The following is a 12,597-nucleotide window of genomic DNA, read 5'->3' on the forward strand; positions in this document are numbered from 1 at the left end:
ATCGTTTCGTGCGACACCCTCCTAGTCTGATCACTCCCGTGATCACGGGCCAACACAGCCGCGATCAGGCCTGGCGACCAGCCATCATTCAGCCACTCCTCGATCTTCGTGCACAACCCAGGCTGAGTGATCAACTTCAACGGCTTCGGCCGTTCCCGACGCGCCGCCGCCATCCGCTGCGCCACCCCGCCTCGATACAGCCCGTCCTCACACGAGTTCCGCGCGATCTCCCGCGACACCACCGACCGATCGCGACCGATCGCCCTCGCGATCTCGCCCTGCGAATGCCCCAACCTCACGCCCAACTGAATCGCGTGCCGATCCCCAGCCGTCAACGGGCGGCGACGCACAGCCGACACCGACGGATCAGCCACCGGCACCCCAGCCACCAACCCGCCATGACGACCCACCTCAAGACCAAGCTCCATCCGCCCAGACTGGCGCCACCACCGCACCCCCGACATCCGCGACGCGCCGACCGCTGCCGCAGCCCCCTGCAAACTCGCCCCACCACACACCAGCTCAATGAACCGATCCCGAGTCCCCACCGGAAACAACTTCACCATCGCAACAACCCGTCCCAACAAACCAATGTTGCTACGACCGTATGAATCTGCCTCGATTTCCGACGGTCGCAAGGTCACACTCGATGATTGGCCGCGGGTGCGCGGGCAGCGCGAGCGAAGGCGGTGCGAGTGTGGACGGTCGCGGAGGGGTGAAGCCACGTGTGGGAGCGTGCGCTCAGGGACAGCTGGATTCGCTGCCTCGGTAGGCAGCTGACCGGGCCGCCCCGGTCGTTTCCTCAACGCCACCTGGCCCAGCGGCCGAACTCGGCGAGTGTTGGGCTTGGCGCGCCGCGGGTCGCGGCGTGCGTGAGCGAGTCAGAGGGCGATCTGGAAGAAGTAGAGGGCGAAGTCGCGGTAGAAGCGGAGGCCGATGGCGGCGATGACGAGCAGGTACCAGACCGCGATGATGGTGATCTTGAAGCCGTCGAGCCGCCGGCCGATCGCCTGCGCCTTCTCGCCCAGCGCCCCGTCCGCGAGGGTACGCACGACGGTGGTGGCGACAATCGGGATGGTGACCAGCCAGACCAGCATGCACCAGGGGCAGAGCTTGCCGATCACGTACAGGCTCTGGGTCTGCAGCCAGGTGATGAAGACGCCGGCGAGCACCGTACCGACGGCGAAGCTGATCCGGTACCAGGGGGCGAACCGGGCGCCGGCGAGCAGCCCGGCACCGAGGGTGATCACCACGGCGAAGCCGCCGATGCCGAGCAGCGGGTTGGGGAAGCCGAGCAGTGAGCCGGCCGCGGAGGTCATCACCGGGCCGCAGGCGACGAACGGGTTGACGTCGCAGAACAGCTTGGCTTCGGGGTTCTCCAGCAGGTGGTTCCGCTCGATGGTCAGCGCCATCGCCGCGATGAAGCCGAGCGCGCCGCCGATGATCAACAGCAGCGGGTACGCCGGCGACCGGCCGCCGTCCGTCTCCTCGACCTCGTCGGTCTCGGGCGTGCTCACCGCGACCATGATCAGGACCCGGCCAGCTGATGCACCTTGTCGATCAGCTGTTGCCCCTGCAGCAACTCCGACTTCTGGCCGTTGATCATGACCGTCGGCGTGGCCTCCACGCCGGCCTTGACCGCGTCACCGGTGTTGCCGGTGATCCAGGAGCTGTACTTGCCGTCCTCGATCGCCTTCAGCGCCTCGGGGTTGGTCACGCCGTTCTGCTCGGCGAAGGCCTTGAAGTCGGCGTTCTGCCAGATGTCGGTCTGCTGGGTGTGGTTGACGAACAGGGCCGAGTGGAAGGCCAGCCAGTCGGCCGGCTGGTACGCGACGACGGCGGCGCTGGCGTTGCCGGCGGTCTGACCGTACTGCGACACGAACTGGATCGGGCGGTAGTTGATCGCCAGGTTGCCCTCACCGAGCAGCTGTTCGTACGTCTTCGCGGTGGCGGCGTCGTACTCCTTGCAGTGCGGGCAGGAGTAGTCGTAGTAGAGGTCGATGGTGACCTTGGCATCGGCCGGTCCGATCCGGATCGCGGTCCCGTCGACGGTGAGCGGCAGTTCCCGTCCGGACACCGTGACCGTGGTGTTGGCGCTCGGCCGGCGGTCGTTCTGGGTGACCACCGAGATGATCACGGCCGAGCCGATGATGCCGATCACCACCAGGGCGACGGCGGCGATCACGATGATCTGGGTCAGCCGACCACGCTTCTGGGCCGCGGCGGCCTGTGCCTTCGCCAGTTCGCGGGCGGACTTCTTGGACCCCCCGGACTGCGACTTCGCCTTCACCGACGCCATCTGATGTCAACCTTTCGTCTTTCGTACGGCTCGAAGCCTAACAATGCCGCGTCGCCCCTGGCCCGCTGCAGCGCTCCGGCCAAGCTGTGAATCAGCTGTCTCTTGCTGTGAACCGCGGTCATGGTGTGATCTCGACGTCGACCGTCGCCACCGGTTCCGCGAAGGTGGAGGTCCGGGCGGCGATCTCGAACTGCCAGACCCCGGCGAGCGGAAGGTCGAGGTCGGCGCGGTACGACCCCGCCGTCGCCGGCGAGGTCGTACCGTCAATCGGTCCCAATCCGGATGCCCGATGGATGGCCCGGAGCCGAGGATTCTCGGCGGTCCGGGTTCGACGCCCCTCGGCATCAACGATCGTCAGTTCGACGACGTTCCCGCCGACCCGCCCTGGATCGATGTGGCCGCGGACCGTGATCAGATCGAGATGAACGGTGAACTCCCGGCTGGGCGGACGCGGTGCGGCCGGCACCGGGCTGAGCCCGACCAGGACCCCGGCGGTGATCACGGCGAGGGCGAGAATCGCGGCCTCGTGGAGAGCTCCGCGGCGGAGCCTGCGGAAGGCCGCGGTCCCGTTCCGGGCAGCCCGGATCCGGGGCAGCCCCCGGTAGTGGTTGGCGGCGGCCAGGACGGCAGCGACCGCGGTGAGTCCGATCTTGACCAGCAGCACCCGCCCGTAACCGGTGTCGATCAGCGCCCTCGGCTCCGGCAGGATCAGCAACGTCTGGACGACGCCGGAGGCGGCCAGCAGCACCAGGGCGGTCGCGGCGATGACCGAGAAGCGATCCAGCACTTTCGCGTACGGCAGCGCGGCCGTGACCTCGGCGGCCCGCACCGAAGCGAGCAAGATCACCAGCCCGGCCAGGCCACCGAGCCACAGGCCGCCGGTGAGAACGTGCAGCAGGTCGGCCGGCAGCATCAGCCAGGCCGGGCCCTTGGCGACGCCGTGGCCGAGCGGCAGCGCCGCGGCGGCGGCCACGACCGCTCCGGCGCCGACCAGCAGCCGGCCGGCTCGACTGCCGCGGTCCGGCGCACTGTGGAGCAGGCCGAGCCCGCCGGCGGCGAGCAGCACAGAGCCGAGGGCCGGCACCAGCGGCGCTCCGGTCCGGCCGGTGATCACGGCGACGCCGATCCAGCCGGCCAGGCCGACCGCGCCCGCTCCGAGTTCCAGTCGGCGTCGGAGTCGAGTCTCTCCGCTCCTGCGGCGCCGAACGCGCACCGAGCTTGTCGAAGTGCCGACCCGGGCCGGACCTGGCCCTTCGACAGGCTCAGGGCGCGTGGTGGCCAGGACGGTTGCGGCGAGGGCGTCGAAGACAGCGAGGCCGAGCGCGAGCATCAGGCCCAGGTAGGCGGCGGCCTGGGCGACGATCCGGAACGGCTCGGCCACGTCGCCCGGCTCGGGCTCCGGTCCGGCCGGCGGCGGGCCGCGATGGCCGATGGAGAACTCGAGCACGCCGGAGATCGGATGGGAGTCCTCCGAACCGGCCCGCCAGCCGACCAGATAGGTGCCGGGGCCGAGGTCACCGGGCAGGTCGATCCGGAGGACGGCTCCGTCGGCGGTCGCGGGCAGCGTCCGGGGCGCCCGGTCCGCCGCGTAGAGCACGGTCCCGCCCTCGAGCGGCCGGACCGGCTGGTCGAAGGTGAGCCGGACCGCGTCCGGCCGGGTCGCGACGACGGCGTCCTCGGCCGGGTCGGTGCCGAGCAGCCGGGCATGCGCGGCCGCCGGGGTCGCGGTGACGATCACCAGGACCCCGGTCAGCAGGAGCGCCCGCAGGGCGCGGCGGAGAACGATCAGGACGACGACCGCCTGGTCCTGATCAGGGCATAGCCGCCGGCGGCCAGTCCGAGCAAGCCGGCCACCAGCCCGGCCGGGCCGGTCCAACCGAGCCCCGAGGCCTCACCGCCGGGAGCCTCCGGCGCCGACTCCGGCGCGGGACCGGTCACCTCGATCGCGGGCGCAGGCAGCTCCAGGGACTCCGGGTCCTGACCGGCAGCGGGTACCTGGATCCAAGCGGTCTCACCCTTGGCGCAGGTCTGCACCGTCGGGAAGGTCAGCGTGGTCCCGGCCGCGTCGTCGGGCAGCTTCACCTGGACCTGGAACGTCTGCCGGAGCTCGTCGGGCAGTGGCTGCTCGGCCGTGTAGACGACCTGGTCGACCCGGTCGGTGATCTTGGTGCCGTGGCTGTCGGTCCTCGGCTCGGCCAGCTTCACGCGGACCACCTCGGCCCTCCAGTCGGCGACGACGGTCGGCTTGGTCGTGGTGATCGACTCCGGGATCTTGATCGCGATCCTGGTCGTCGGCGACCCCTCACAGCCGTGCGGTACGGCGAACGTCAGCACGGCGTACTCGCCGGCGACGGCGCGCTCGGCGCTGACGGAGACGTGGGCGCCGGCCGGGCTCGCCCCGAGCAGCAGGAGCAGCAGGCCGCCGGTGACGGCGAGAGCGGTACGTCGCATCGTGGTTTCCTCGTTTCGCTGGTCCGAATGCCGCGATTCTACAACTTGTAGAAGACCCGCGGATCAGGTCGACACGGCCAGCATCGGTACGGTCATGATGATCATGCCGAGCATCATGGCGACGGTCGCCGAGCGGTCGGCGATCCGGTGCCGGTGCCGCCTGACCAGAGGCCCGGCGAGCGCGACGAGCTGACGGCTGGCGGCCACCAGGAACGCCACCAGCACGGCGATCCCGGCCAGCGACGCGATCGGCCCGGGCGGGCGGATGATCATGACCAGGGCCATCCAGGCCATCCCGAACATCATCACGGCGTGGGTCGGCCAGGCTTCCCGGTCGCCGCTGCAGCGGACGCCGGGCAGCAGGTACCAGACCCCGGCCAGCGCGAACCCGGCCAGCTGCAGCCAGCCCGACCAGACCGGCTGGGACAGCCACACCATGGTGATCATGGCGACGGCCATGATCACGTGCAGGCACTGGGAGATCACCGCCGTCCGGCCGGAGCAGCCCTCCCGCCGGACCAGCCGGACCGCCCCGTGGACCGCCACGGCCGCCGAGATCGCGGTGATCGCCCAGGCGTCGATCATGACCGGAAGTTGCGCAGGCGCAGGCTGTTGGTGACCACGAAGATCGACGACAGCGACATCGCGACGCCGGCGATCAACGGGTTCAGCCAGCCCGCGGCGGCCAGCGGGATCGCGGCGATGTTGTAGCCGAACGCCCAGATCAGGTTGCCCCGGATCGTCTTCAGCGTCCGCCGGGACAGCTCGATCGCGTCCGGGATCACGCCGAGGTGGCGCCGGACCAGGATCAGATCCGCCGACCGGAGCGCGATGTCGGTGCCGTTGATCACGGCCAACCCGAGATCGGCGGTGGCCAGCGCGGTGGCGTCGTTGATCCCGTCGCCGACCATGGCGACCTTCGCGCCGCCGGCCTGCAGCGACTCGATCGCGGCCGCCTTCTGGGTCGGCAGCACGTCCGCGATCACCGCGTCCACGCCGATCGCCGTGCCGACCGCATCGGCCGCACGCTCGTTGTCCCCGGTCAGCAGCACCGTGGTCAGGCCGAGCCGGCGGAGTTCGGCGACCGCCTCGGCGGCCGAGTCGCGGATCGTGTCGGCCAGCCCGATCACCGCCACCACGATGTCGTCGACCGCGACCAGGACGGCCGTCTGACCCTCCGACTCGGCGGCCACCAGAGTCTCGTTCGCCGTCGCCGGCACGGCGATCCGGTGCCGTTCCATCAGTTTCGCGTTGCCGATCACCACGCGCCTTCCGTCCACCACGGCCCGGGCGCCGAGGCCCGGTTCGGCCGCGAAGTCGATCACCGACGGTTCCTCGCCCTGGCCCCCGTCGGCCAGGGCCGCGATGGCTGCGCCGACCGGGTGTTCGGAGTGCCGCTCGGTGGCGGCCGCCAGCCGGACCACCTCGGCCTCGGCGAGGTCGCCGACGACCCGTACCGAACGGACGGCGACGGAGCCCTCGGTCAGGGTGCCGGTCTTGTCCAGCACCACGGTGTCGATCTCGCCGCTCGCCTCCAGGGCGTCTGGTCCCTTGATCACGATGCCCAGCTGGCCGGCCCGGCCCACACCCACCATCAGCGCGGTCGGGGTCGCCAGGCCCAGCGCGCACGGGCAGGCGATGATCAACACCGAGATCGCCGCACTGGCTGCCTCCCGGACCCCGGCGCCGGAGATCAGCCAGCCGGTCAGGGTCAGCGCCGCGATGATCAACACCGCCGGGACGAACACGGCGACGACCCGGTCCACCAGCCGCTGCACCCGGGCCTTGCGGGCCTGCGCCTGCTCGGCCAGTACGGCCATCTGGGCCAGCTGGGTCTGCTCCCCCACCCGGTCGGCCCTGATCAGCAACCGGCCGGTCAGGTTGATCGTGCCGCCGAGCACGGTCGACCCGGCGGTCGCCTCCACCGGCAGCGGCTCGCCGGTCATCATCGACACCTCGATCGAGGAGGCGCCGTCGAGCACCGTACCGTCGGCGGCGATGGTCTCCCCCGGCCGCACGGCGAACGTCTCGCCGACCCCGAGCTCGGCGACGTCGATCACGCGTTCCTCGCCGTCGCGGACCACCCGGACCCGGTTCGCCGCCAGCCGGTTCAGCGCCCCCAGCACGTCCGCGGCGGACCGCCGGGCGCGCGCCTCGAAGTAGCGGCCGGTCAGCAGGAAGGTGGTGACCGCGGCCGCCACCTCGAGATAGATCGAGTCGGCGCCGGCCGGCGTGATCCCGTAGCCGAGCCAATAGCCTTGATCATCGGGCGACCCGGTGATCAAGGAGACCACCGACCAGCCGAAGGCCGACAGCACGCCGAGCGAGACCAGCGTGTCCATGCTGAACGAGCGGTGCGCCAGGTTGCGCAGGGTGGCGCGGTGGAACGGCCAGGCGCACCAGAAGACGACCGGGATGGCGATCAGCACGCACAGCCATTCCCAGTACGGGAAGCGAAGCCCGGGCACCAGGGCCAGCGCGATGGTGAGGTTGCCGAGCGGCAGGGTGAGGATCGCGGCGACGGCCAGCCGGCGGCGCAGCATGCCGACCCGGTCCGGCCGGCTGCTCTCGTACTGGTCGGCACCGGCGTCGGCCGGGATCACGTCGGCGGTGTAGCCCGCCTTCCGTACCGCCTCGACGACGTCCGGCGCCCGGTCCGCGGTGAGCCCGGTGACCACGGCCCGCTCGGTCGCGTAGTTGACGATCGCGGTCGCGCCCTCGAGCCGGTTCAGCTTCTTCTCGATCCGGGCGGCGCAGGCGGCACAGGTCATCCCGCCGATCTCGAGCTCGATCCGGTCGGTCCGCTCGGCGATCACTCCGCCGGTGGTCACCTCAGTGCCGGTCATCGCGGGCGACCTCCCGGTCCGCTTCACGCTTGGCCAGTTCGGCCAGCATCGTGTTGTAGGCGTCCAACTCGTCGTCCCGCCCCGGGACCTTGCGCTCCCGACGGCGCGCCTCGCGCTGGTCGGACCGGAACCACTGGGCGACCAGGGCGACGATGATGATCAACAACGGCAGCTCGCCGGTGGCCCAGGCGATCTGCCCGCCGACCTGCTGATCAGCCGCGAGATCGTGCGGCCAGGTCAGGTCGAGCGAGGAGTAGAAGTTCTCCCCGATGATCGAACCGCCGGACAGCACGGCCACCGCGAAGAACGCGTGGAACGGCATCGCGGCGAAGACGAAGCCGAGCTTGGCGACGTGCGGGATCGGCCGCGGCGGGGTGTCCACGCCGACGGCGAGCCCGTAGAACAGGCAGCCGATGATCAGGAAGTGCAGCGTCATCAGCTGGTGCGCCCAGTGGTACTTCATCGCCGAGTCGAACAGGCCGGAGAAGTAGAGCGCGTAGAAGGAGCCGATGAAGATCACCCAGACCACCAGCGGATGCGTGATCACCCGCGTCGGCCGCAGCTGCAGGAAGGCGTTCACCGCGTCCCGGATCCGGTACGGCTCGCCGGGCCGGGACACCCGCCCGGCGCGTTGCAGCAGGGTGATCGGTCCGGACAGCACGATCAGCACCGGGACCAGCATGTTGAACGTCATGTGCACGGCCATGTGCCAGCTGAACATGGCCGAGGAGTACATCCAGACCCGGCTCGTGGTGACCACCAGCACGATCAGCCAGGCCAGCGTCCAGGTCACCATCCGGTACGCGGGCCAGTGATCACCGCGCCGGCGCAGGCGCAGGAAACCCCAGCCGTACAGGAGAATCGCCACTATCGCCGCCGTCGCGAAGAGCAGGTTCGGCCGGCCCGGCAGCAGCATCTCGGCGATCTGCGGCGGGTTCGGCACGTCGAAGCCGAGATAGTTCTCCTGAGCCGACTGCGGCCACCAGTAGCGCGGCGGGATCAGCGCGGTCAGCGCGGCCTGGGCACCGAGGACGAAGATCATCAGCACCGGGTCCCAGCGCGGGGTGATCAGGGCGCGCAGCCGGACCAGCCAGAGCACGGCCAGCACGACCAGCAACGCCAACAGGCCGAGCAGCACCATCCCGTACCCGGACCGCCAGGGCAGTTCGTCGGCGAGCTCGAAGGCGGCGATGCCGACCCGCGCGACCAGGCTGAGCAGCAGCGCGACGCCCGCGACCAGCCGGTAGCGGGCGACCACCTCCTGGTCCCGCCAGGTCTCGCCGGCCGCCCAGGTGATCGCGAACCAGGCCGAGCAGGCGAGGGTGAAGATCGTCGCCGCGTCGGTGGCCAGGTCATGACCGGCGCCGACCGAGACCTGGTTCGTCAGCACCGGCGGCAGCCCGCCGAAGGCGACCAGCCCGGCCAGCAGGGCCGCCGACGGCCAACTGCCGACGAAGCGGGTCAGCACCGCGACCAGGAAGCCGATCACCGCGGTCAGCAGCCAGGCCTGCGCCGACTGGTTCGCGGTCAGGAAGTCGCCCGGCGAGTAGAGGAAGTAGGCCACCGGCACGCCGGTGCTGATCGCCGCGCTGAACGGTACGGCCGCCAGGGCGGCGACGGCCCAGTTCAGGGACCAGCGGCTGGCCGAGGTGAGTACGTCCAGTTGTTCGGCGGGCAGCCGGTGGCCGGACTCCCGGCCCGGCCGGCGGCCGAAGGCAACCACCTGGACCAGCCGGGCCAGCGTGACCAGGGCACTGACGCTCGCGACGAAGCCGAGCAGCGCCCCCATCGCGATGGTGACGACGTCGGCCTCGACCCGGCCCGGCAGGCTGGTCTGGGTGGACTGCCAGGCGGCCGCGACCGCGACGCCGGTCGCGGCGACCAGCGTCGCGAGGACGAGGACGACGGAGCGCGCGGCGGTGGGCCGCTGCTGAGCGGCGGGGAGGTCGCGGGGTTCGTCGGCCGGGGAGTCTGTCTCGTCCATCTCGCCGGAGACTCTACGCTAGGCTTCAACAACTTGTAGAAGGAGTGGCATGGTCCGGGACCGGGGTGAACTCGAGGCGAGGGTGATGGCCGCGCTGTGGCGGCACGGCGAGCCGTTGACAGCCCGCGAGATCCAGGCCGCGATCAGTGATCCGACGCCCGCCATCACCACGGTCCTGACGATCCTGGAACGGCTCCGGACCAAGGGCCGGGTGCTCCGCGAGGAGGCCGCCGGCTCGACCTACCGGTTCACCGCCGCCAAGTCGGAGTCCGAGGACGCGGTGGAGAAGATGCTCACCTCGCTCACCGCGACCGAGGACCGCGCGGCCGCGCTGGTCCAGCTGGCCGGCAACCTGGACGCGCGCGACGCCGACACGCTGCGCCAGGCGTTGGAGGCCCGCCGCACCGGAGGACGCAAGCGGAGCACCCGCTCATGATCTTGGTCGCGGCCCTGGTGGCGTACACGTTGGTGACGATGTTCCTGGCGCCGTTGCTGCTGGGCCGCGGTCACTGGCGGATCGACCGGCCGCGGCTCTGCCTCTGGCTCTGGTTCATCCTGTTCCTCTCCGGTCTGGTGTCGGCGGCGACGGCGATCGGCCTCGCGATCGCGTACGGGATCGGGGCGCACCTGGCCGCGACCCGGCAGGACTGGCTGGTGCCGACCGGCGGCACCATGGTCGCCTGGATCTCGCTCGGCCTGGCCGGCGGCCTGCTCAGCCTGGTCGGTACGAAGGTCGGCGCCATGATCATCGCCGAGCGGAAGCTGCGGGCCGATTTCGACCGGCTGATCAGTGCGGCCGGCTACCGGCAGGAGACGATCGCCGGCCTCTCCGTGCACTACATCAATTCGCCCCGCCCGCTGGCCTGTGGCCTGCGCGGCCGGAGCGCCGAGATCGTGGTCAGCTCCGGCCTGGCCGACCGGCTCTCCCCCGCCGAGGTCCGCGCCGTGATCGAGCACGAGCGGGCTCACCTGCGCGGCCGGCACGATCTGGCCACCCGCCTCGCCGCCCTCAGCTGCGCGTGCCTGCCGACTCTGATCGCCTCCCAGGAACTGCACCGGGCGACCCTGCTGCTGACCGAGCTGATCGCCGACGACGCCGCCGCCCGTCGGTGCGGCGCCGGCGTCACGGCCTCGGCCCTGGCCAAGCTGGGCACCGGTGAGGACCACCTGTTCCACCTCCGCGCCGAACGCCTCCTCCCCGTCTGACCCCAACAAAGACCCGCCGAAAAGACCCGCCGACCGGTCACCAAAGCAGCGGTTCTGACGGCGTGTCGCTGCACAACTGACCGGTCGATCACGGCAGGGGCGGACTCGGCCTCCGCGAGGCCAGGACCAGCGAATGCTCGGGGTGGGCAGAGTCAGTGCCGCCCCGCGGCCCAGAGTCGCGCCGCGCGGGTGAGTTCGAGCAGCACCGGCTCCTTCGCCGTGCCGTAGTCGGCCCGGCTGTCCGGGTGCGCGATCGCCGCCGCCCGCTTCGCCTCGGCATAGCGGCGGGCCGCCTGAGGGTGCGCGCTGAGGTAGTCCCGGAAGTCGCGGTCGGCCTGCGGCGCGGGCGACCGGACGTGGAAGACGTGCAGGTGCTCGGTGCGGACGCCACCGGTGTCCCGCTTGAAGAAGAGGTGGTCGGGATCGTCGGCGAAATACTTCGGGTTGTACGTGTAGCCGAGGCCGAAGACGCCGGAGCCGTCGGCCAGCGTCGCCTCCGGGTCCGCGGTCGTGACAAGCAGGTCGATGATCGGCTTCGCCGGCAGGCCGGGCACGCTGGTCGAGCCGATGTGCTCGATCGTCGCGTCGGCCGGCAGCACCGGGACCAGCTCGGCGGCGTCGGCGGCGAACCGTACCGCCCAATCCGGAGTCCAGTCGACGACCTCGACCAGCGGCCCGGTCACGACGCCGGGTCGCCGAGGTCGAGCAACACCTTGCTGCTCTCCCGGCCGGCGGCGATCTCGAACGCCTCGGTGACCCGGTCCAGCCCGAACGTGTGGCTGATCATCGGCTCCACGTCCAGCCCGCCCGCCAGCAGGGCCAGCGCGTCGCTGATCTCGTCGACGAACCGATAGCTGCCGCGGTAGTCGATCTCCCGCGAGACCAGCGCCGCCAGATCGGTGGGCTGCGGCCCGGCGGGCAGGTTGCCGACCTGGACCAGAACCCCGCCGCGAGCCGTGGCCGCGAGCACCGGGCCGACCGCGGCCGGCACGCCCGATGCCTCGAACGCCACCTCGACGTCCTGCGGCAAGGGCTCGCCGGCGGACAGGTCGATCGCGACGTCGGCACCCATCTGTCGCGCGATCCCGAGCGGGTACGGGGCGACGTCGGCGACCGTGATCGCCGCGGCTCCGGCCGCCCGGGCGGCCGCGACGACGAGCACACCGATCGGCCCGCAGCCACTGACCAGCACGGTCCGGCCGGCGACCTCCCCGGCCCGACCCACCGCGTGCAGCGCGACACCGAGCGGTTCCGCGACGGCAGCCCGCCGCAGGTCGACGCCCTCCGGTACGGGCCGCAGCTGGTCGACCGGCACCGTACGAAGGTCGGCGAAGCCGCCGGGCGTGTGCGGCGTGAACGCCGCCGAGCCGAAGTAACGGACCACCCGATGCAGGTTGGTCCGGCCGGCGATCCGTTCCGGCAACGGCTCGCCGCCGACGACGGTCGCCGGGTGCACGGTGACCGGGTCACCGACCGCGAGACCCTCCGGTTCCGCACCGGGCCCGAAGGCGGCGATCCGCCCGGACACCTCGTGGCCGAGGACCAGGGGTTCGGTCATCACGGCCACGCCGGTGCTGCCGTGCCGCCAGTAGGAGAGGTCGGAGCCACAGATGCCGCCGAAGGCCATCCGGATCAGCGCTTCGCCGGGTCCGGGTTCCGGGTCGGGCTGCCGCTCCACGCGGAGATCGCCCGGCCCGTACGCGACCACGGCCCTCATCGGTCACTCCTTGGCATGCGCGGCAGCGTAACCGATGCCACAGTGCCGGCCGTTGCCCAGGCTGTGACCAAATGACTAATCTGGTCACGAGTCA

12 protein-coding genes are annotated in these 12,597 nt (G+C 71.2%); 2 read left to right on the plus strand and 10 right to left on the minus strand.

What is annotated here, in order from left to right:
• The 8 genes from AC6CCG_RS30535 to AC6CCG_RS30570 form a co-directional block, all read right to left on the minus strand.
• Nucleotides 1-428, minus strand: a 428-nt coding sequence (locus AC6CCG_RS30535) for a transposase (RefSeq protein ID WP_496658584.1), incomplete at its 3' end; no start/stop codon positions are given.
• A 453-nt stretch (nucleotides 429-881) separates the two neighbouring features.
• Nucleotides 882-1,517 carry a vitamin K epoxide reductase family protein gene (locus AC6CCG_RS30540; RefSeq protein WP_496658585.1) on the minus strand — a complete coding sequence of 212 codons (636 nt, stop codon included), beginning with the start codon at nucleotides 1,515-1,517 and terminating at the stop codon, nucleotides 882-884.
• 11 nt (nucleotides 1,518-1,528) lie between these two features.
• A complete protein-coding gene (locus tag AC6CCG_RS30545) occupies nucleotides 1,529-2,299 on the minus strand; it encodes a DsbA family protein (protein WP_496658586.1) in 771 nt (256 codons plus the stop codon).
• 118 nt (nucleotides 2,300-2,417) lie between these two features.
• On the minus strand, nucleotides 2,418-4,037 hold the full coding sequence (locus AC6CCG_RS30550; RefSeq protein WP_496658588.1) for a copper resistance CopC/CopD family protein: 1,620 nt from the start codon (nucleotides 4,035-4,037) through the stop codon (nucleotides 2,418-2,420).
• A gap of 47 nt (nucleotides 4,038-4,084) precedes the next feature.
• A complete protein-coding gene (locus tag AC6CCG_RS30555; protein WP_496658590.1) occupies nucleotides 4,085-4,750 on the minus strand; it encodes a YcnI family copper-binding membrane protein in 666 nt (221 codons plus the stop codon).
• 63 nt (nucleotides 4,751-4,813) lie between these two features.
• A complete protein-coding gene (locus tag AC6CCG_RS30560; protein WP_496658591.1) occupies nucleotides 4,814-5,335 on the minus strand; it encodes a DUF5134 domain-containing protein in 522 nt (173 codons plus the stop codon).
• Nucleotides 5,332-7,596 (minus strand): heavy metal translocating P-type ATPase, encoded by a 2,265-nt coding sequence (locus AC6CCG_RS30565; RefSeq protein WP_496658593.1) that lies wholly within the window; start codon nucleotides 7,594-7,596, stop codon nucleotides 5,332-5,334. Before AC6CCG_RS30565 ends, AC6CCG_RS30560 begins: the two co-directional genes overlap by 4 nt.
• The gene (locus tag AC6CCG_RS30570) at nucleotides 7,583-9,580 is read right to left on the minus strand and encodes a cytochrome c oxidase assembly protein (protein ID WP_496658594.1); all 1,998 of its coding nucleotides are present in this window, start codon (nucleotides 9,578-9,580) and stop codon (nucleotides 7,583-7,585) included. Before AC6CCG_RS30570 ends, AC6CCG_RS30565 begins: the two co-directional genes overlap by 14 nt.
• A 49-nt stretch (nucleotides 9,581-9,629) precedes the next feature.
• Between AC6CCG_RS30570 and AC6CCG_RS30575 the strand changes: the two genes are divergently transcribed.
• Complete coding sequence (locus AC6CCG_RS30575; RefSeq protein ID WP_496658595.1) at nucleotides 9,630-10,016, plus strand: BlaI/MecI/CopY family transcriptional regulator; 387 nt, start codon at nucleotides 9,630-9,632, stop codon at nucleotides 10,014-10,016.
• Entirely contained in the window at nucleotides 10,013-10,786 is a 774-nt protein-coding gene (locus tag AC6CCG_RS30580) for a M56 family metallopeptidase (protein WP_496658596.1), read from the plus strand. The genes AC6CCG_RS30575 and AC6CCG_RS30580 overlap by 4 nt, the downstream gene beginning before the upstream one ends.
• 152 nt (nucleotides 10,787-10,938) lie before the next feature.
• On the opposite strand, the gene AC6CCG_RS30585 is transcribed toward AC6CCG_RS30580, so the two are convergent.
• Together AC6CCG_RS30585 and AC6CCG_RS30590 are read right to left on the minus strand one after the other, a co-directional pair.
• Nucleotides 10,939-11,469: a GrpB family protein gene (locus AC6CCG_RS30585; protein ID WP_496658597.1), complete on the minus strand. Its 531-nt coding sequence runs from the start codon at nucleotides 11,467-11,469 to the stop codon at nucleotides 10,939-10,941.
• Complete coding sequence (locus tag AC6CCG_RS30590) at nucleotides 11,466-12,503, minus strand: L-idonate 5-dehydrogenase (protein WP_496658598.1); 1,038 nt, start codon at nucleotides 12,501-12,503, stop codon at nucleotides 11,466-11,468. The genes AC6CCG_RS30585 and AC6CCG_RS30590 overlap by 4 nt, the downstream gene beginning before the upstream one ends.
• Between the last annotated feature and the right edge of the window lie 94 nt (nucleotides 12,504-12,597).

The organism is Microlunatus sp. YIM B11417, from assembly GCF_059617205.1.

What these genes read in the sequence shown, in the direction of transcription:
- AC6CCG_RS30545 (WP_496658586.1), bottom strand. Translation starts at nt 2,299, where the DNA reads ATGGCGTCGGTGAAGGCGAAGTCGCAGTCCGGGGGGTCCAAGAAGTCC.
- AC6CCG_RS30555 (WP_496658590.1), bottom strand. Translation starts at nt 4,750, where the DNA reads ATGCGACGTACCGCTCTCGCCGTCACCGGCGGCCTGCTGCTCCTGCTG.
- AC6CCG_RS30560 (WP_496658591.1), bottom strand. Translation starts at nt 5,335, where the DNA reads ATGATCGACGCCTGGGCGATCACCGCGATCTCGGCGGCCGTGGCGGTC.
- AC6CCG_RS30565 (WP_496658593.1), bottom strand. Translation starts at nt 7,596, where the DNA reads ATGACCGGCACTGAGGTGACCACCGGCGGAGTGATCGCCGAGCGGACC.
- AC6CCG_RS30570 (WP_496658594.1), bottom strand. Translation starts at nt 9,580, where the DNA reads ATGGACGAGACAGACTCCCCGGCCGACGAACCCCGCGACCTCCCCGCC.
- AC6CCG_RS30575 (WP_496658595.1), top strand. Translation starts at nt 9,630, where the DNA reads ATGGTCCGGGACCGGGGTGAACTCGAGGCGAGGGTGATGGCCGCGCTG.
- AC6CCG_RS30580 (WP_496658596.1), top strand. Translation starts at nt 10,013, where the DNA reads ATGATCTTGGTCGCGGCCCTGGTGGCGTACACGTTGGTGACGATGTTC.
- AC6CCG_RS30590 (WP_496658598.1), bottom strand. Translation starts at nt 12,503, where the DNA reads ATGAGGGCCGTGGTCGCGTACGGGCCGGGCGATCTCCGCGTGGAGCGG.